We start from the raw sequence: 20488 nt of genomic DNA on the forward strand, positions 1-20488 counted from the left end.
AGTGTCTGACACTTAGCACCAAAACTACATATTTTGACAAAAACCGGGTGGTCACAGTGACCAATGCATAATTTGGAAACACAAACAAAACCTAACAACAGTGGTAATTTATTTGGTGGTGTTTCAATGCAATTTTCTCGGGCCCAATTATTTTTCGTTCTTATCCTTTATATTGGCATTTCCAATCATGTGCTCATTTTGCCTCATTTGCTCACAACAGGAAAACGGGATGCATGGCTATGCTCATTGATTGCCTATGTTTTCTTACTGTTATGGGGAATGATCCTTTATTTGATTATGAAAAAAAATCATCAGCGCCTATGTCTTTATGACTGGATCAAAGCACGTACGGGGGCAGTGATTTCACGCTTTTTCATTGGCATCCTTACGGCTTATGTTTTTGCGATTAGTGCGATTTCTTTTTATGATTTAATTCAATCCATTAATATTTATTTTCTGCCGCGGACGCCATCCTTTATTGTGATGCTGCCTTTCCTGATGATTAGTGCTTGGTCAGCCTATAGCGGCTTAAAGTCGATTGTCTATGTTTCAGCGGTTTTATTACCGATTGTTTGGGCGCTGGGAATGTTCGTCGCTTTGTTTACTTTTCCAGAAAAAAATTATTCCTATCTTTTCCCTGTCCTGGTTAATGGCTACCCTCCCATAATAAAAGGGACAATCATCATTCTTGGGGGCAGCGCCGATTTACTTGTGCTGTTACTTCTTCAGCACCATTTAAAAAAATCGTTTTCGTTGATGAATATTTTCTCTCTGATCACGATTTTAGTAGGTCTTATTCTTGGCCCTACTACGGGGACCTTGTCTTCATTCGGACCGGCATTGGCAGCTGATATGCGGTTCCCCGCCTTTGAACAATGGCGTCTCATCACCTTAGGGGAATATATTTCCCATGTTGACTTCTTGGCGATGTTTCAATTATTAAGCGGTGAGATCATCCGAATTTCATTAGGTCTTTACCTGCTTTCGGATATGATTAAAGGCCACCTACAAGTCTCGAAAAAGAAGCATGTGTTTGTCGCCGCTTCCCTACTTTTAGGATTATTGACCTTAATTCCGTTAAGTGATATGTGGGTGCAAACCCTCATCGGAAGATACTTTTATCCAACCGCTATGATAAATGCTGCGGCCATTTCATTGGCATTATTGATCATCAGCTATTTGCCAATGAAGAAAGGAAACCAAAACATATGAACCTGAAACAATTAGACCAACTTTTAGCAAAGGAAACGTTGACTTGCGATGAGATAAAAAGCTTTTTTCGCCATTATGCAGATATTGAATTTATTCCAATTGAAAATGACGATCATCTCCAAGCGTTTTACTGCAAAGGGATGCTTGATTCCACACAGTTAAATGAGTATTTTAACCGCATACTTTTAAGTATAGGGAGAGAAGAACCACGTCGTCGTTCTGAATTGCTGCCTCCTGTTCAGCATATTAAAAGCATGAATGAAATGGTCAATCTTGTGTTTTCAGGTTCGCTGATTGTATTTAGGGAGGGGACACCATTTTTTCATGTGTTTGATATAAGCAAGGTACCACATCGAGATCCGCAGGAATCGAATACAGAGGTTTCAATTAAGGGACCGAAGGATAGTTTTACCGAGGAGATGAATGTAAACATCTCCTTGATCCGGAAACGAATGAAATCCGAACAACTTTATTGCGAAGCCTTTACCATAGGTTCGCTGAGTAAAACCGAGGTATCTCTGCTTTATTTAAATGACAAAGCCAATCAGGAGATTATTGAAGAAGTCAGGAAGCGACTCGCCGACTTTCAAGGAGAAAGCGTTATAAGCAGTGGTCAATTGGAGCAATGGCTTGCCGATCGCTCGTTTTCTTTATTTCCCTTACTCGATTATGTGACACGTCCAGATTTTGTCATTGAAAGCATGCTGCGCGGACGATTTATTATCATTGTGAATGGGTCACCCTCTGTATTAATTGGGCCCATCAATGTTTTTGAGCTAATTAAATCGCCTGAAGATGTTCATTTTCCTTACTATCTGGTTTGGTTTGAACGTTTTATTCGGATTGTCGGCTTAGTCATAGCCATTTTTCTGCCGGGACTTTGGGTGTCACTGGCTTCGGTCAATATGGACCAGCTGCCGTTTTCCCTATTAGCCACTGTTGTTGTCTCACGTGAAGGATTGCCTTTACCCGTCGGTCTGGAAGCGATTTTTATTCTTGGGTTGTTTGAGGTGTTAAGAGAAGCGGGAATTCGCATGCCGACCGTACTGGGTCAAACGGTTTCAATTGTCGGCGGGCTCATTATCGGTGAGGCTGCCATTCAAGCAGGGCTTGCTTCCCCAACGATGATTGTTGTCATTGCGTTAACAGCAGTCGCGAGCTACACGCTTGTGAATCAATCTTTAGTCGGAACCGTGAGTATCCTCCGCCTCTATACCCTATTATTATCTATTTTTTTAGGGGTGTATGGGCTTTTTATTGGATTCCTTAGCATTCTTATTTATCTTTCTCAATTGGAGTCATTTAAAATCGCTTATCTCGAACCCATTGCCTCGTTAACATTCAAAGAATATTTAGCAGCTTTATTTGTGGATCCATTTGATCGAAAAAAATTTGGCATTTCATTTATTCAGAAGCGGAGAAAATAGTATGAAACAAACATCCATCATGCTTTTTTGTACCATTCTTTTTCTTTGTCTATCGCTTGTAACAGGCTGTGACCATGATATCGGCAGCATCGAAAATCAAAACTTTGGCACCGCCATCGGTGTCGACTATCAAGATGGGGAATATTATGTCTATATTCAAATGATAGGCTTGAGCTCTGTTGCAAAAAGTGCAGACGGTGAAAAAGCGCCGGCAGAGGTTTATGTGTCCAAGACGAACGGGGAAACATTTATCGATGCGTTTTTTAAAGCTTATCATACCGCGCAGGAACGAATTCTATGGGCACATGTCACGGCCATTGTTGTAAGCGAAGCCGCGCTGGAAAAAGGAATGGACAGTATCTTTGATGGATTAACGCGTTATTATGAGTTCCGGCCAACACCATGGATGTTCGCAACCAAAAGTTCCATGGTCGATATCCTTTCTTCTACTGGATTTTTTAATCAAAGCTCATTAAAAACGATTTTGCACAACCCGAAAAATTCATATGAACAAAGCTCGACGATCAGGCCTGTAAAACTAAACCAATTTGCTCGGGACTTTTTTGAACCTGGACGCACCACTTATATTCCTTCACTCAAGCTTGATGACACACAATGGAAGAAAAATAAAAAGAATGAGATAAAATTAGCTATCGATGGTGCGTTTTTTCTAAGTAATCAAAAGTACAAAGGCTATTTTCCCTATGAAAAATTAAAAGGGATGCGTTGGCTGAATCCTAAAACGGAACGTGCTTCTATCCTATTACCAAATAAACAAAAACCTGAATTTCTTGCGGTGCTTGAAGACCAAATGGTAAAAATCCAACCCGAAAAACAAAACGGAAACGTTCGCTTTACTATCCTCTACCTTGCCAATGGGATTATAAGTAATCGCATGAAGAACAACACGATCAACGCTACTGCCATGGAGGATTACGTAAAAAAAGGGATCATTTCTGAAGTGAGGCAATTATATCAATTGGGATTAGAACATGACATTGATTTTTTGAACTTAGAGCACCAGCTGTACAGATACTATCATTCGGATTGGAAACAGTTAAAAGCTCAGGATACCAAGCTCCGTGAAGATAGCTTAAAGTCCATTGAAGCGCATATCTCGCTAGAACATTCAGGTTCATTTAAAAACCGGAAAATTACAATTAAGGAATGATTGTTGTTGGGGCAAGGCTGGTCTTCTTGAGGTTTCCAATGAAAGCGAGAGGTCTAGTGTGTGAGCCTCTGTCACAGTGGTTCAATCCTTTTCTTTTATATAATTAAACTACCTATAGGTTTCAAATTAAGGGAATATTAAAAAAAGGTACTATTTTATCATTCAATTTTTGTCACATGAACTTTCTAAAATCGAAAAAACCATCCGAAGATTTTATAAATCTAAGGATGGTTTTTTTAAACTTTGTCGCGGGATAAGAGCGAAGGTACCGCAACCCAATATACTTGATAAAGGGCAGACACTAAGCATCCGACAATTCACGTTTAGTGGGTCGAGGTGCCGTCCCCGTGTACTTAATACTTAAACTGAGAAACAGCTCCATATAATTCATCTGCCATAGTGGAAAGTTTCTTTGCGGAGGTTGAAATTTCCTCCAAGGAAGCAATTTGTTCTTCAGTTGAGGCTGCTACCTCTTCTGAAGTAGCTGCATTTTCTTGAGCAATGGCGGAAAGCTCATTAGCAATGCCGGTTACCTCTTGAACGGCAGCTGCCATTTGTTCGGCTGCTGCTGAAACCTCTTGCATTTGTGGAGCCATTTCTTTAGTAGAATGAATAATTTTATTAAATTTATCGATGGCATCCCGAGAAATCTGGACGCCGCTTTGAACATCTGACATCACTTGTGTCATTATATTGAAGGACTTTTCCGTATCGTGTTGAATTCTCTCAATAATTGAATAGATTTCTTTTGCGTAATGCTGGGATTGTTCTGCTAGTTTACGAACTTCATCAGCGACTACCGTAAAGCCTTTTCCATGTTCACCTGCACGGGCTGCCTCAATCGCTGCATTTAATGCAAGTAAATTCGTTTGATCGGCAATGCCGGTAATGACATCGACAATTGAATTCACTTCCTTTGAACGTTCATTTAACGTTTTAATCACAAGGTTCGATTGAGTCACTGTCTCATAAATCGATTGCATTTGATTTACGGTATCCTGTACCGCTTTACCTCCATCCTCCGCATATTGTGAAGCATGATGGGAAAGCTCTGATACCTTCGCCGAGTTTTCAGCGATTCTCATGACACCTTGTGAAACTTCATGTAAGGATTGTGTGTTTTCTTCCATCTTATATGTTTGTTTTTCGGCACTGGACGAAACCTCTTGAATCGCTGTAGCCACCTGTTCAGATGTTATGCCTGTTTGGTAAGCATTGGTAGACAATTCCTCTGAAGCATCCGTCACATGCATGGCGCTCTTTTCTATTTTTTGCACGAGATTCCGAAGGCTGCCCTGCATTTCATTAAACGCATGACCTAACGCTCCAATTTCATCATTCGTTTTGATATCAATTGGTTCGGTTAAATCTCCCTGACTGATGGTAATTGCTTTTTCCTTAATCGCATTGAGTGGTCGAATAATCGATTTTATAATAAATAGAACAGCTAACGAACCAATTAAGACAGAGGCGATCATGACGATGATCGTCGTTTTGAGAATGGTGGCAGCACGCTCACTAATTTCTTTGGAGACGAGGTTTCCTCCCAATTTCCAGCCTGTTAGATCATTCGTCATAAAACTCATGATTTTCTGTTCACCGTTTAAAGTATATGTAAACTCCCCTTTTTCTTTTTCATATAGTTTATTGTAAAACTCTTCGGCTGCTTCAATTCCTCCAGCATTTTCAGGGTGAGAAATAAATTTTTTATTTCCGTCTAATAGAAGTGCGTAGCCGCCTTCCCCAATTTTCACTTGGTTAGTTAAGTCCTGCAAGTACTTTAAATCAATATCGACCGCCATCACGCCCGAGCCATCCGCAGTGGCTTTTGAAATAGTCACGACCATTCCGTCCGTACTGGCTGAAATATATGGCGGCGAGATCACCGCTTCACCTCTCTGAACCATAGACTCTTGATACCAAGGTCGTTTTCTTGGATCATAATCAGCGTCCATCGCCACATTAGGTTCTTGAATAAATTCCCCTTTTTCATTACCTACATAGATGTTAGTAACCTCCGGATGGGTTTGGATATATTGATCAAATTTCAGCCGTAAGTCCGTTACATTGGTTTCCTGATCGAGTTGAGAAGCACTAATTTGCGAAAAGTGCTCGACGTTTTGAATTTTAGATTCCATTTCATTATTTATTGTAGTATTTAATAAATTTAAATAGTCATCGATTCCCGCCAATACTTCACGTTCAACTGTATCTTTGGCGGTTGTAAAAGATAAAACACCTACAATGAGAATGGGAATAATTAAAATAAGGGCAAAAGCTAACGTTAATTTCGTTCTAATATGGTTGATTTTACTAAAGAATGTTTTCATCTTGTTGTCCTCTTCTTTTTAACTTATTTACTAGAATATGTATAAAATGTGGGTATTGATTAAGTGATTTTTTATAACAAACGTTAAAGATCTAAAAGATTTACAAAATCTCACACCCTTCCTTTTACCTATAAAAAACAGTAATAAACTCCAATAAATATAGACCTTTTTATCTATCTATATATGAATCATATATATTTTGTCTAATAAGTTCAATAGGAAACAGTGACGGGTCGTGGGGACAGGTACCCAGTGATCAAAGAAGCACCGGAACGGAGCTGACGTTTCTTTTTGCGTGGAATATTCATGTGAAATAAGATAATTCGAGGAGTGTCTGGCACTTAGCAATTAGGACAGTTTTCTGGTTGCCAAAGAAAAAAATACTAAAATTAAAAAATAGGTGATCATAGTGCAGTAGAACACTTTGACCACCTATTTCAATTCATTCATCTCCCTTTTTTCCGTTCGGATATTTTCATTAAACATAAATAATGATAGGCCAAATTATAAACCGAAACGCATTAATACCATGAAAATAAAAATCAATAGCATGAATAATAATTCAATCATGATGAAAAGTTTTATTTTTGATAACTGTTTTGTGAATTCTGGTGTTTCTGGGAGAATGTATTTAAGTTTGCGCTCTGCGGGATTGATCACTCCCACCCCCCAATAAAGAAGCAAGCATGTAAACACTATTGAAGCAATCCAAGTCCACCCATAAGGTGTGGAAAGTTGGTCCAAGACCCCAGTAGCAATGCCAAGGATGATCCCTGAGATGATCGTCAAGATACTGACTGGAAATAATACGCGGCCAGCGCGTTTGCCAAGTGGTTCCATCACTGCGAATTGATACCGTGGTTCGAGACTTGAAATGACCGGCATCAGGATGAAATCCGCAAATAAAACGGAACCAAACCAGAAGATACTACACAAAACATGAAATACCAGCAATACGATCAACATTAGAGTCACCTCCAAAATAGGAATTAACATAGAACGCTCTGACCTTAAGGGGGATGATTGTTCAGATTTTCCGGCTTTAACAGCTATTAGACTATAAAATGATTAGACATATTTCGTAGGAGAACAACTACATTACCAATATATGCTCCAGTAACTTCATAACATACCATTTAAGACATATGTTTATTATCAATACAGATGTAAATTTCGACAAACTTTTAGCGGTCACAGTGATCGACTAAAGCGGAAATCATACTATAAATTTCCAACTATAATCTGTTAAAATGTAAACTAGAGGATTGTAATTGGTGTTCTCACAAACAGAATCCTTATTCGACCTGAAATCATTTGAATTTCCGTGGGTGATCATTTGAAAATTTCAATAGAAGAAATAAACAAAGAACTAGCAGAAGAAATTATCATTCGGTGTCATGAGGTAGATGATGAAATTTCCGAAATTGTCAGCAAGCTGAAGACGGAGGACCTCCTTTTACTAGGATATCAGAATGATAAAGTTCATCGTATCAAGCTTAGTGATATCTATTATTTCGAAGCAGTGGATGGAAAGGTTTTTATTTACTGTAATGACAACGTCTTTGAGGTAAAACAAAAGCTCTATGAGTTAGAGGAATTATGTAAGGAAAAGAACTGTTTTCGTGCCTCCAAATCAACGATTTTGAATATAGCCAAAATATCATCTGTTTATCCGACCATAAGTGGACGATTCGAAGCGGTGCTGGATAACGGGGAACGTGCTGTTATATCAAGGCAGTATGTGCCTGTCCTAAAAAATATGCTTGGATTGTAAGAGGGGGATAATATGAAGACGACCACATTTGCACAAAAGATGATAAAGGACTTCTTGATCATCTTCGCATGCATTATCATTATGATTACTTTTTTGCGGCAAATCTATTATCCCCATATGGCCTTTGATTTAGAGTCGATTTATATCATTATGGCATTTTCCTTTTTAAGTGCATTAATGGGATTTATTTTATATTCTCCTAATGATAGAAGTGAGAAGAACATGCGAATTCGAATGGGGATTCATTTTTTCACGTTGGAGATTCTCTTAATTGCTCTTGGGAGCGTGTTTGAAATTGTGAATAATGTGTTAGATGGAATCATCATGGCAGGGCAAATTGCCGTTATCTATATTTTCGTTCGTCTGTTGTCATGGCAAAAGGATAAAAAAGAAGCCCAAAAAATCAACGAAAAACTAAAGGCATTTAGGAAAAATGTTTAGGTGTAGTCAATAAAATCACGTGCAGCAGTTGTCTGCAACAGATTATTTTTGCGGTAAGCGATACAGCTTACCGCTCTTTTTTGCATCTTATTTGCTTCTGGATACAACTTACTGTTTTTCTATATACTTCTTTTCAGCCATTTATTATGCTGAGTTCATAATATGTGATTCGAATGAAAAGGGGTATTTCTATGGGGATTTTACTTTTATTAATTGCATTGATTTTCGAGGTTGCTTTTGCCATCTATTGTGTGAGAACGAAACAAAACCATACAAAGTTAAAGAATTGGATTCGGATTGGTATTTTTATAGTCTTTGTCATTCTCACACTTTCATCGGTGATTGTGTGGAGCTTCCGCTGGTTTATGCTGGCCATCCTGCTTTTCCTATTAGCCTTAAAGGGAACCGTTTCCCTTATTCGTAACAAAACAACTATCCGAAAATACAAAACTTCTTCTATTGTGTGGAAATCCATTTTAATGATATTGGCATTTGTATTCGCACTGGCACCTGCCGTTGTTTTTCCGCAGCATCAATCACCAAAAGTGACAGGTAAGTATGAAGTGGCAACAGCAACTTACACCTATGAGGACAAAAACCGTATGGAGGAATTTACCGACATGGGGAAAAACCGATTGGTTAATGTAGAGTTTTGGTATCCCGAAAAGGCAGATGGAACATACCCATTAGTGGTGTTCTCACATGGCGGATATGGGATTAAGGCAAGCAATACCTCTACCTATACAGAACTTGCAAGCCATGGCTATGTAGTCGTTTCCATTGATCATACGTATCATTCCTTTTATACTCGTTCAGAGGATGGAACAGTTGCTTTGATCAATACAGATTATAACCGTGAAATAAATAATCTTAATAAAGAGGGCTTTTACACGAGGGAAGAAGAATTTAGTCTCATTCAAAAATGGATGAAACTGCGAACAGACGATATGAATTTTGTCCTTGATACGATCCTTCAAAAAGCCAAAAGTGACAAAGACCCCGTTTATCAACATATCGATACTGAAAAAATCGGTGTGTTCGGGCACTCCATGGGAGGTGCAGCAAGTGTTTGGCTAGGCAGAGAGCGTAATGACATACGTGCAGTTGTAAATATAGATGCTCCGTTCTTTAGTGAGCTTGGTTATAACAAAGAAATGGGTGATTTTACAGCAAGCAGTGAAGACTACACAACTCCGCTTCTTAACATTTATTCTGATGATGTTTGGAACCAGCTTGATAACAACTCGACTTATGCAGCGAACAAACTCAATAATGAACACTTCAAAGATGCCTATACGGTTCATTTTCAAGGGGCAAAACATCTAAGCTTGACCGATTTACCGCTATTCTCTCCTATACTTGCAAATGTGCTGCAAGCCGGAAAAGCTGAGATTGATCCTTATTATTGTGTTGAAACGGAAAATGAACTCATTCTTAGATTTTTTGATTATGAGTTAAAAGGGATTGGGGATTTTTCTCCGGAAGAAACTTATTGATTTTTTTCAATATCCAAGGGTAAAGCTTATTTAATGGACAATAAGAGATGCTAAGGATGAGGAAAGGTTCATAGAGCTCCTCTAAAGGACAAAAGAGATGCTCAGGAATAAAAAACGTCTTATAAGCCCTTCTAAATGAAAAAAAAGTGTCTACAAGTTCATTTTTCATGACCTGTAGACACATTTTAATGGATGCCATAATAAGCTCCACCTTCTTTCTCTATAACGCTTACGAGGTTAGCTGACGGATTCGGGCCAGAGTAGCCCTACCTATATAAAGGATTCACCCCATGGATTCTAATGAATCCAGATGGTTCCCCCGCACACTATGGTTTCGGCGATTTAGAATTTGGAAACTTTTTTAGTTGGTATTGGGTAAGTAAAAAGGTTTGGTCTCTTTTAAGAAACTTTAGAGCTTACATAAGCTTCTTCGATGAGTTTCGAATCAAAGTCGTTATAGTAGATGACCTCACTAAGGACTTTGCTTCCCTTTATTTTCTTAAAAGATTCTTTTGCCTCTTCTTGATTATCAAATTCAAACATTTGAATATCATTTTTTCCATACACAGTAATAACCCACATTATTAAAGTTCCCTCGCTTTTATTATTGATTTCAAAAAATATAATCCCAACGCCATATCGCCTAAACAATCAATACTTACTATCTTTTCACTAAACGCTGCTTTTATCTTCCCCTTTCATAAACGAAATTTGCATGTAGGTCGCCTGTTTTTTCCAAAACAAGCTTACCTTCCACATATGATATTGTACATCATTTTGATTGTCAAATATTAAAAAAATTGTGACAATTTTATGACACAAATTACAATGAGGCTTACCCCTCTTCGCACTCAATTAAAAAAAATAAAAACTTCATTCAAATTCTTCCTTTACTACAGTATCAAAACCATACACCATACTAAATTCTATGACACATTTGTAGAACAATTTATGTGAAACAAGATTTTTCGGGGCGTCACAGTGACCAATAAAATCCGTATTTACATCGAAGCGGATTTTGGAAACTTTTTTACATATTCCTTTAATTCACGGGTAATCGCCTTAGCAGCCGACTGATCGTTCTGTAACTGAATTCCCCCAACACAAGATGCTAAACAACTTTTTTTCCATCGAACATTGCCAGTTATTTTAAATTGATTTCCGTTTAATCCAAAAGTAATATGTATAGTCCTGAATAAAGGCAAGTCTTTTGTAGACGTTACCTTCATGCCATTTGGACTTAAATCTAATATACTGCCATCTATCTTTTCTTGGTTAGTTTGTAATATACAATAAATCGGTTTTTCAAATTGATATCTAAATGGTTCATTTCTCTTATATCTCATTTGTCGCAACTCCCCTTTCCGTTGAATGATTCAATTCAATGATTACTTGTTGTGTCCATTTCAAAGCATTCAAATATATTTCAAAAAGATCCTGCTCTTCTATACCAATTTTTTCGCAAAGTTTTGCAATTTCTGTCCAGACACCTTTTTCAAGTAGGATAACTAGGTCAAGGACATCCTTATACAGTGTGGGATTGCCTATTAATGTTTCTTTTATTTCTTTATCTAAAGGTAATTGATTAATGATTTCTTCAAGCGGCTGTTTTAAAAGTGTATCAATTAACGAAAATATTCCAGTCAAAAAGTAACTCGAGCTTTCATTTCGCTTTCCAATTTTATCAGCAATGAGTTCACAAGCTTTTGCTCTTACCATACTCATTTTGGTGATCTCATTTTGAATTTGGTTTGCTTCTCTGATGGTCTCACGAATAAACATCATACTAATCCACTTTTTTAATTCTTTTAACCCTAGCATCACAATTGCCTGTTTGATCGATTTGATTTCCTTTACTCTGCGAAACACAGGGGAATTAATTAATTTTAGTAATTTGTAAGAAATAGTTACATCTCTCTCAATATTATTGACAATTTTATTAAAATCAACTTCAGGCTGAGATAGTTCGCCTATAATTAAAAATAAGTTATTCTTTTGAATGCTCAAATCATTGGTTGAAATAATCATAGGTTTACAAAAAAAGTAACCTTGGAAGAATGTATACCCATCCTTAAGACACTGTTCATATTCTTCTCTTGTTTCAACTTTTTCTGCTAAAAGCTCTACACTATACGTCTTAAGTAAACTTATTATTTTAATTTGTTGGTCTCTTGGAGTTTTTTGAATATCTATTTTTACAAAATCAACTAAATTCATAACAGTATGAAAATATGGTTCGTGCCCCTCCAACTCAAAATCATCTAACGCAATTTTATATCCTTGTATCTTTAGTTTCCTCAATAGATCTATAAATTCATCAGTTAATTTAACAGTTTCCAATATTTCAATCACAATCGTCGCCGGGTCAAAGTATGATTGTATTTCTTTTGCTAATAACGTATCAGTAAAGTTAATAAAACAAGGCTTACCTTCTGACAAATCTTCTATACCTATTTGTACAAAACTATTAATTACATCTAATGTAGCTTGATCATTACTCAGTAATGAAAAATTCTTTTCTTTATTGCTTCGATGAAGTAGTTCGTAGGCATGAACTTCTTGATTTTCATCTAAAATTGGCTGTCTAGCTATAAATATTTCCAAAGCAGCTCCTCCCTTTTTAATTTAACAATTAATCTACCAAAAGACCTATTATCCTTTTTAATTAGGTATTATATACTATTTTACACAAAAAATTTGTAGAATACTAACGTTGGAAAATAATGATTTTTGTCGAATACCTTTCGGGGCATCACAGTGACCTTACCTCTTTCAATCCATAGATACTTTACTTTAAATCAATACGTGATTAATATTTTTGGAATATTATAGAATGAATCGTCTATTTTTGGGCTATTTCCTCGGAAATTGACGATATGATTATTTTTTGGAGGAGCTTGCATGAGGAAAAAATGGAGTAAAAGAATGTCACGGGTCACCCTGTCATTGGCTTTGGCAGGCAGTTTGATTTCCCCAAGTATCACTTCGGCATTGGGCGGATATGATTTGAACTCTGTGGTCGTCCAAACACCAATCAATGAGTATCAAGCTGACCTCGCACCTGGTGTGAAGGAAAAGCACTACAGTTTTGAGGGAAAGGATGGAAAAAAGATTGAGAGTTTTGTAGTCGATGTAGATCTACAAAATCCTAGTGTCTCCATTGAAGCAGGTACACCGAATGACGGTACTAGGTTCGGACTTCAGCCCGTCAGGCAGCAAGCAAAGGCAGCTAATTCCGAGAATCATACCGTAGTGGCTGCTGTGAATGCTGATTTTTACAATATGGCCACAGGGGAACCGCTAGGTATTGTTTACAAAGATGGACAAGCAGTTAAAGCTCAGAATGGAACGAACTGGAGATTCTTTGGGATAAAAAAATCCGGCGAAGCCATCATTGGTGACGCAACCGAATATGAGGGAATAAAAGATCAATTGCAAGAAGCGCTGGGCGGCAATGCCATTCTCGTAAAAAATGGGCAAATCTATCAAACTCCTCAAACAGGAGCGGATAAAGAACCCCGGACAGCTGTTGGGATTAAAGCAGATGGCGATGTATTTTTTGTCGTTATTGATGGCAGACAAGAGCCTTATTCAGCTGGAATTTCCATGCCGGATTTAGCACAGCTAATGATTGACATGGGGGCGGTAAATGCTTTAAACCTTGACGGAGGAGGTTCTTCCACCTTCACAACTCGTGAATTAGGCGGTGATAATCTAGAGGTAGACAATCAACCTTCTGACCGTTCAGAGAGAAGTGTAGCCAATACTTGGCTGATTGTTTCAAAAGAGCCATCCGATCATCAATTTCATTCCGCACATATTGAACCTTATGACCAATCCTTTATCCCCGGCTCATCGATTTCATTTACAGCTAAAGGAAGGGACAAATCGATGGCTTCCGCAGGATTACCTGCAGACGGATTCTTCTTGTGGGAATTATCGGATTCATCCTTTGGCACGATTGATGAAAATGGAAAATTTATATCAAACGGTAAAACGGGTGAATTGCAAGTTATTTTAAAATATCAGGGCAATGAGGTTGGAAAAAGCATCATCGAAATAGCTCAACCGGATGAGATATATTTCACCGCACCTGAATTAACCGTAGCTAAAAACAGCGAAGCAAACTTAAACTTAATCACCAAATTTGAAAAAAGAAATGTAAACTGGAGTTTACAGGATATTGAGTTTGAAATCCCTGAAGGAATGGGAACCATTGATGAATCTGGTATACTCCACACAGGTGATAAAATCGTATCAGGGACAATTACCGCTCGCTTAAAAGGAACAAGTCTTACAGCCCAAATAAAGGTGTCGGTTGGAAAGCTCCCTGAAGTTTTATTTAATTTTGAAAATGCGCTTGGAGGCTGGAAAACCTCTACTGCCGGCCGCGGTGAAAAAGTGGCACTTAGTTTATCTTCCTATCCTGCACCCGTCAGATTTGGCAGTCAGTCATTAAAGCTGGATTTTGATTTGACCAATGCACAGACCGGTACCACACTTGGAGCCTATGCAGGACCGGGTACAAACACGCCGATCCCTGATAACCCATCAAGCATAGGGATGTGGGTATATGCCACTCCTGAAGCTCAAGGTTATTGGCTGAGAATGCTGATTGTCGATGGAAATAACAAAAGTCAGACCCTTAACCTTACATTGGAAAAACCAGGGATTGATTGGACAGGCTGGAAATACATTGAAGCCGAAATACCAGCTTCCTTCACAGGACCGTTCAAACTATCTGCTACACAAACCATTAGATTAATGTCTACAAGATCTGGAATTACCGGACCGATGACGAAAGGATCCATCTATATTGATAATATCAGAGCCGTATATGGCGAAAAAGTGGATGACTTAAACCCGCCAGAAATTCAATCAATTAACGTAGACGGGAAAGATTTTGCTACAAATGCCGTAAATATTAGAGCTAACGTAAATGAATTTGAAAACGATCCATTTAAGACTGGAATTGATTGGGAAAAAATAAGGATTTTCATTGATGGCAAAGACTACTCCCAGTCTGAAGGACATTTTTCATACGATATGGATGGGTATATTTCATTAAACGGATTAACCTTTGCAGATGGAACACATCAAGTAACACTTATGGTCCCTGACAAATTGGGAAACCAAGCCATCGAAACTGTCTATTTTACGGTTAACACCGGTTCAGCAAAGATGGAAATAACCCATGTGCAAGAGCAAGCATTGCTTGGCGATGTGTTCAGTTTGGTCGTCAAAGCCAGCAACCTATCTGAAATCTCAGGTTCAAAGCTTAAAATGCAAATCGATAAAAATTATCCCGTGGAAGATGTTACTTTTTCCAATGGATTCCAAACTAGCACCTATAGCTATGATGCCAGCACAGGAACACTTACTATGAATCTTGTGAATAACGGGGAAACGGCTGCGGAAGCAGACGCTGCAACCATTCAGCTTCGAATTCCTGCATCGACAAAGGAAGGCAGTAAGTTGACCTATGAAATGACAGAAGCTAGCTTACAATTCCATACCCCTATAGGTGAGAGCTTTGTTCCAACGTACTCCATGAAAACAGCAAGTGTTGACGTGGCGGGTGCTTTTGATTTAACGACAGAGCCAATCCTAATTGGCAAGCCTGCAGTAATGACTGTTAAAAATACCCAAAATGAAGTAGTCAGTGATGCTGAAGTTTTCGCGTTAATCGATGGCAATACCCAGCCTATTTTACTTGGCAAAACGGACGACAAAGGTTCTCTTACTGTCGAATCCATCACAAATGAAGTGAAGAAAATAGCTTTATATACTGTCAAGGATGGAAAGTATTCATTCAAAGTGAACACGCAAACCTACCCAGCTCTTGCAGCGGAGACAGAAATAAAAAATATCATTTCTACGCCAACCGGAGATCCTTATAAAGAAAAAGGCTTCACCTGGATGTCTAGTCCTTTAGCAAAAGAGAATACGGTGATCCAGTTAGCCCGAAAAAAGGATTATGAAAAGAAAGGCAATAAATCATTGGAAACCGTTACCGGATCATCTACTAACCAAGTATTCTCTGGTGAGCAGGATATAACGAAAAACGGAATCGTTCGCGTAAATGAAGTAACAGCAAAAAAATTACAGCAAGGCACAACCTATGTGTATCGTGTAGGTGATGGAGAAAACTGGTCTGAGCTTCTTGAATTCTCTACCTTACAAAGAAAGCAAAGTTTTGAATTTGCTATTTTAGGTGATACTCAATCGCCTTCTGATTTGAGTGACTTTGAAAAAATACTAGGGGATTTAGATAAAAAAGACTTATCGTTCATGATCCATGTCGGAGATGTAATTGATGAATCCTCTAAATTTAATCAATGGGATGCTACATTGGGTATCATGAGCCAATTCAATCAGATTCGTTCAACCGATCTTGTCGCGGCTCTTGGAAATCATGAATATATGGGAGATGCGGATGGACATCTGGCAAAAGCTATTTTCAACGCTCCTGACAATGGGCCTGACGCAGACAAAGGCGGTACGTATTCCGTTGATTACAATAACATGCACATTAGCGTATTAGGTTACACCGATAATGCTGAGATTTTGAACAAGCAGCTGGAGTGGCTAAAGCAGGATGTCCAAAATTCAGACAAGCCTTGGAAAATCCTTGTGACACATAAACCTCCTTATTACACAAACCCAAGTGGTGGTAATGCCTTAATGAAAGAAAAGCTGCCGCCAGTTGTCGATGAATTAGGAATTGATATCGTCTTCTCTGGACATGATCATTCCTACGGAAGAACGAAAAAATTGAAAGCCGAAAAAGAAGATCCAAACGGAACCGTATATGTGATTGTCGGTACAACAGGTAAAAAACATTACGATGCCGTAACTGATGAAAAATTCGACTATGTCAATACGGATAACATTGCCGTATCCATTCAGGCAAAGGTTGACAAAGACCAAATTACCTTCACAACCATTACTTCTGACGGTGAAATCATTGATGAATTTACTGTTGTAAATCCTGATTATCACGAAGAAGAGGAAGAAGTTCAAGAATAGAAAAAAAGTGTCAGGCACTTTCTCCAGTGTGCCTGGCACTTTTTTTAACATTGATAATAAAGTGTTTTTTTCTCATTGATCTTGGAAACGCAGGGACGGTTCTTTTGTTTATAGAAGTCCTGAATAAATTCCTCTCCTTATAGCATTCCCTTTCAATGAAACGCGAGAACCGTCAACCGTCTAAAATTTACCATCATAGATTTTAACTTAAAGCGTGTTCCTATATCGTTATACGTTCCTTTGATAATGACTGATCGGACGTGGCAACTGAACCCAAATCCCACCCCTTTTCTTTAAAGATGCTTGAAGCTATGGCTAGTTGCAAAAGACCAGCGCTGCTTGGGTATAATAGGTCATTTTTAAACATGGATTCGAGTTTGTCTAGTTTAACTGATTTAATCACTGCGCCTTCAAAGTTTTTTTCAAAGGTATTTTTGGAAAAATCCTGATCATCGACAACTAATAAAAACGAAAGTTCTGGCCTTAAGGTTGTTAGATCTGTCGTGTTTCCTAAAAACTCGATTTTTGCTTTCTTATCTGCTAGTAATTTTTCCAATTGTTCAATAACTGGATTTCGATAAATGATTTCGTTGCCGTCATGGCCCATTTCATTGTCTTCAAAATCACGGCCATTGTATAATTCCTCCAATAATTCCCTAAACAAAGCCAGTTGAATATCAAAATTTTCCTCAATCACATGTTCATTATGCATATCTTCTTTTTCAAAAATTTCAAAACCCCCAGCAGGGATGATATGCCAATAATTTGGCTTTAATGCAACTTCCTCTGACCTTTTTATAATTGGCACTTTATAACATTGAGACCTCTCATCCCAATAGATAATCATCATTTGCACACTCATTAAAGCGTGACGGTTTTTCCCTTTTATAATAACATCTTGAACTGATTGTCCTATATGTATTTTATTTCGATATGGCAAATTGTTTAAAATCTCTTCCACAGAAGCGTCTGCAATGCTTCTGTTTTCTTTATATAACTGATACATTTCATATTCAAGAATATGACTAGTTATCACCGTATGTCTATATTGACAAATATTTGCCGTAAAAGACGAGATTTGTCCCTCATGATTAACTTCATATTCATCCAATTCAAAACCAATTAAGTTTGGTTTCTTAATTTTAGAGCTCATGATATTGTAATACTTCATTTGTGTTTTATCTGGTCTATATTCTGGAATTTCTACACTTTTTAACATACTAAAATGATGTAGATCATCCTTAACAAAAGGATATTCAATATTCCCGTCGGATGGATGTGCGACTACCATATGATTACGTCCGAATAAATGAACAATCGGTTGATCCCCATAAATCTTAGTTAATATTTTACTTTGCCACCTTACATATTCCAATGAGCTAATCGTGCTATTATACTTACTTCTAGCATTTTCATATCGCTTTTCTTTTGAAACTTTTTCTTTTACATAATCAATGACTTTTTTCAATAAATCTGGACCAAAGTATTTACTTATTAATTTATTCACAAATAATAGGGATGATGGCACTATTATTAACCACCATAAGATTGGACCCAGAATAGGATGAATACCCAGAATAAAATTCGTAAATTCCCCTATTACTGGTACTTGCGAGATTGCATTTGTAACAGTATTCATAACAATTTAAATTTCCCTTCCTTAACATATTAAACTATAAATTATTTAACTCCTTTATTATTACGTTAAAATAGTTTATTGACTATAGGAATAATAATAAAAATTTTAAAAATGAAGTTGCATTTTATCCCTGGATGGTTCCTGGCACCCGATTTTTCTTAAAACCCTTGTACAGTCACACACCTACTGAAACACCAGGATGGATCTCGTGATCAAAATCTATTTCAAAGGAAATAAGCACCTTCCATGGGCCTACTTTCAACTTAAAATACGAAGCTTAAATCCAATCCACCAGGGTGAAACGCCGGAACAGTCCCGACGTTAACAATGATCATCATCTTTAGGCCCCTATACTACCTGTTTTGTGATTACCGAGTATTTTATATTTACGATATTTTGACTTAGAAATATTGTTTTAATAAGTGGGTACATTAAAAGTACTAATAGATAAAGGAGTAGACCAAATGGGAATATTCAGCGGTGGAGCTAAAACAAATAAGCAAGTGTCAGAAATAGAGTATTCATGGAAGAGTAACTTTCTAAAAATAAATGGTAAATTTCTTGAAACAGGAGGCTTAATTGGTACGATTCGTGTACCACTAGAAGCTATAGAAACAGTTGTCATTGAAACCTTAGAACCGATAGAATCTCTAAACGTTCTAAAAGCGGCTAAAGAAGCCATGACCCCAAGGGTGATCCTGATTGGTAAAGGCACACGGCTGGCTTATTTAAAAGTGGGGATAGATATTGCGAATGAAGTTCAAGAGTGGCTATTAGAAAGAATACAATAATAATCACAAACTTAAATGTTTGTGATTATTATATTTATTTTACCTTTTAAATATAATGCCTATAATTCCTAACCTTTCACTTTTGGTTCTTCATCACAGTAACTAGGCCCTACCAACTAGCTCATATGCTTTCAAAGCATAATTCCTTGTGGAACATATGTGAAACAAGATTTTTCGTGGCGTCACAGTGACCAGCCGTTTATCTTACCCATCACCCAGTTTGTTCTCGCAGCGGTTACGCCAATACTTGAGCACTGGCTGCTACCTTCTAATAAGTCAGCCACAATCGTTTCTAACAGAGGTTGATGGACGTGCAGCGGCGCTTCAAACCTCCATTGCTCTGTTCCACTTGTGGTCTTCAAAACAATGGGCTCATTTCCAAAAGTGGAAAAGGAAATTTTCCCCTTACTACCGACAATTTCATTCACATCCACATCATCAAAAGCAGTAAAACACCAGCTGCCAATACCGTGAACTCCCGACTCAAATCGATAAGTGCCTGTAACGATATCTTCCGCACGATAATAACCCGCTTGATTGGAAGCAAAGCCTTGAACATCCTTAATGGGCCCAAACAAAAAATCGAATAAATCAAGCGTATGACTAGCTAAATCAAAAAATAACCCTCCTCCGGCTATTTCAGGTTGAACTCTCCACGGCAGATTTTTTGAATCCAATACATTATCCGAAGCTTTTTGATAGAGTTTTGTTGATACGAAACGAACGTCACCGACTGCTTTATTTTCTAATAACTCTTTTACTTTTAAAAATCGGGGCAAGGCCCTACGATAGTAAGCAACATAAAGAGGAACGCCAGCAGCATTGCAAGCGGCAATCATTTCACTGCATTCAGTAAAATTGAGCGCCATTGGCTTTTCTACATAAACTGGTTTTCCAGCCTTTGCAACTTCAATGGTATATTCTTTATGTGAACTTGGTGGTGTCGCAATATAGACGGCATCAACATCTGGATCGTTAATCAGTGCATCAGCATCATCGTACCATTTCGGAACATCATGTCTTTCCGCGTAGTCCTTCGCTAGTACACCGGTTCTCCGCATAACGGCAACTAACTCTGAATTCCCAATTTTTTGCAATGCCGGTCCGCTTTTCACTTCTGTCACATCACCGCATCCAATAATGCCCCAACGAACTTTTTCAAATTTCATGGCTATTTT

The 20488-nt window shown here is 37.9% G+C and carries 15 protein-coding genes and 1 riboswitch; of the genes, 8 read left to right on the forward strand and 7 right to left on the reverse strand.

Annotated features, from left to right (window positions below; genetic code table 11):
• The first annotated feature begins 126 nt into the window (after nt 1-126).
• Genes R4Z09_RS25510 through R4Z09_RS25520 form a run of 3 tightly spaced genes read left to right on the forward strand, consistent with a single transcriptional unit; the run spans nt 127 to nt 3810 of the window.
• A complete protein-coding gene (locus R4Z09_RS25510) occupies nt 127-1212 on the forward strand; it encodes an endospore germination permease (RefSeq protein ID WP_338449492.1) in 1086 nt (361 codons plus the stop codon).
• A complete protein-coding gene (locus R4Z09_RS25515) occupies nt 1209-2639 on the forward strand; it encodes a spore germination protein (RefSeq protein ID WP_338449493.1) in 1431 nt (476 codons plus the stop codon). The genes R4Z09_RS25510 and R4Z09_RS25515 overlap by 4 nt, the downstream gene beginning before the upstream one ends.
• 1 nt (nt 2640) lies before the next feature.
• On the forward strand, nt 2641-3810 hold the full coding sequence (locus tag R4Z09_RS25520) for a Ger(x)C family spore germination protein (protein WP_338449494.1): 1170 nt from the start codon (nt 2641-2643) through the stop codon (nt 3808-3810).
• Between the two features lie 353 nt (nt 3811-4163).
• On the opposite strand, the gene R4Z09_RS25525 is transcribed toward R4Z09_RS25520, so the two are convergent.
• Entirely contained in the window at nt 4164-6140 is a 1977-nt protein-coding gene (locus tag R4Z09_RS25525; RefSeq protein ID WP_338449495.1) for a methyl-accepting chemotaxis protein, read from the reverse strand.
• A 504-nt stretch (nt 6141-6644) separates the two neighbouring features.
• A complete protein-coding gene (locus tag R4Z09_RS25530) occupies nt 6645-7106 on the reverse strand; it encodes a hypothetical protein (RefSeq protein WP_338449496.1) in 462 nt (153 codons plus the stop codon).
• A 370-nt stretch (nt 7107-7476) separates the two neighbouring features.
• Between R4Z09_RS25530 and R4Z09_RS25535 the strand changes: the two genes are divergently transcribed.
• The 3 genes from R4Z09_RS25535 to R4Z09_RS25545 all read left to right on the forward strand — a co-directional run bounded on the left by R4Z09_RS25535 (nt 7477) and on the right by R4Z09_RS25545 (nt 9851).
• Nucleotides 7477-7914 (forward strand): LytTR family DNA-binding domain-containing protein, encoded by a 438-nt coding sequence (locus R4Z09_RS25535; protein WP_338449497.1) that lies wholly within the window; start codon nt 7477-7479, stop codon nt 7912-7914.
• Between the two features lie 12 nt (nt 7915-7926).
• Nucleotides 7927-8355 (forward strand): DUF3021 family protein, encoded by a 429-nt coding sequence (locus tag R4Z09_RS25540; RefSeq protein WP_338449498.1) that lies wholly within the window; start codon nt 7927-7929, stop codon nt 8353-8355.
• Nucleotides 8356-8546: 191 nt separating this feature from the next.
• Entirely contained in the window at nt 8547-9851 is a 1305-nt protein-coding gene (locus R4Z09_RS25545; RefSeq protein WP_338449499.1) for an alpha/beta hydrolase family protein, read from the forward strand.
• Nucleotides 9852-10062: 211 nt separating this feature from the next.
• Nucleotides 10063-10201, reverse strand: a riboswitch (cyclic di-AMP (ydaO/yuaA leader).
• A gap of 49 nt (nt 10202-10250) precedes the next feature.
• Here R4Z09_RS25545 and R4Z09_RS25550 read toward each other — a convergent pair.
• From R4Z09_RS25550 to R4Z09_RS25560, 3 genes are all read right to left on the reverse strand, one after another.
• The gene (locus tag R4Z09_RS25550) at nt 10251-10433 is read right to left on the reverse strand and encodes a hypothetical protein (RefSeq protein WP_338449500.1); all 183 of its coding nucleotides are present in this window, start codon (nt 10431-10433) and stop codon (nt 10251-10253) included.
• 419 nt (nt 10434-10852) lie between these two features.
• Nucleotides 10853-11197, reverse strand: a complete 345-nt coding sequence (locus tag R4Z09_RS25555; RefSeq protein WP_338449501.1) for a PilZ domain-containing protein — start codon at nt 11195-11197, stop codon at nt 10853-10855.
• Nucleotides 11187-12455 carry an EAL and HDOD domain-containing protein gene (locus tag R4Z09_RS25560; RefSeq protein ID WP_338449502.1) on the reverse strand — a complete coding sequence of 423 codons (1269 nt, stop codon included), beginning with the start codon at nt 12453-12455 and terminating at the stop codon, nt 11187-11189. The genes R4Z09_RS25555 and R4Z09_RS25560 overlap by 11 nt, the downstream gene beginning before the upstream one ends.
• A 297-nt stretch (nt 12456-12752) precedes the next feature.
• On the opposite strand from R4Z09_RS25560, the gene R4Z09_RS25565 reads away from it, so the two are divergent.
• The gene (locus tag R4Z09_RS25565; RefSeq protein ID WP_338449503.1) at nt 12753-16880 is read left to right on the forward strand and encodes a phosphodiester glycosidase family protein; all 4128 of its coding nucleotides are present in this window, start codon (nt 12753-12755) and stop codon (nt 16878-16880) included.
• 220 nt (nt 16881-17100) lie between these two features.
• Here R4Z09_RS25565 and R4Z09_RS25570 read toward each other — a convergent pair whose 3' ends face one another.
• Nucleotides 17101-18408, reverse strand: coding sequence for a hypothetical protein (locus R4Z09_RS25570; protein WP_338449504.1), 1308 nt, complete (start codon nt 18406-18408; stop codon nt 17101-17103).
• 575 nt (nt 18409-18983) lie between these two features.
• Here R4Z09_RS25570 and R4Z09_RS25575 point away from each other — a divergent pair.
• Nucleotides 18984-19310 carry a hypothetical protein gene (locus tag R4Z09_RS25575; RefSeq protein WP_338449505.1) on the forward strand — a complete coding sequence of 109 codons (327 nt, stop codon included), beginning with the start codon at nt 18984-18986 and terminating at the stop codon, nt 19308-19310.
• Nucleotides 19311-19492: 182 nt separating this feature from the next.
• On the opposite strand, the gene R4Z09_RS25580 is transcribed toward R4Z09_RS25575, so the two are convergent.
• On the reverse strand, nt 19493-20479 hold the full coding sequence (locus R4Z09_RS25580) for a Gfo/Idh/MocA family oxidoreductase (protein WP_338449506.1): 987 nt from the start codon (nt 20477-20479) through the stop codon (nt 19493-19495).
• Nucleotides 20480-20488 lie beyond the last annotated feature (9 nt).

Origin of the sequence: Niallia oryzisoli (genome assembly GCF_036670025.1) — a bacterium.
GTDB lineage: Bacteria > Bacillota > Bacilli > Bacillales > Cytobacillaceae > Bacillus_BD > Bacillus_BD oryzisoli.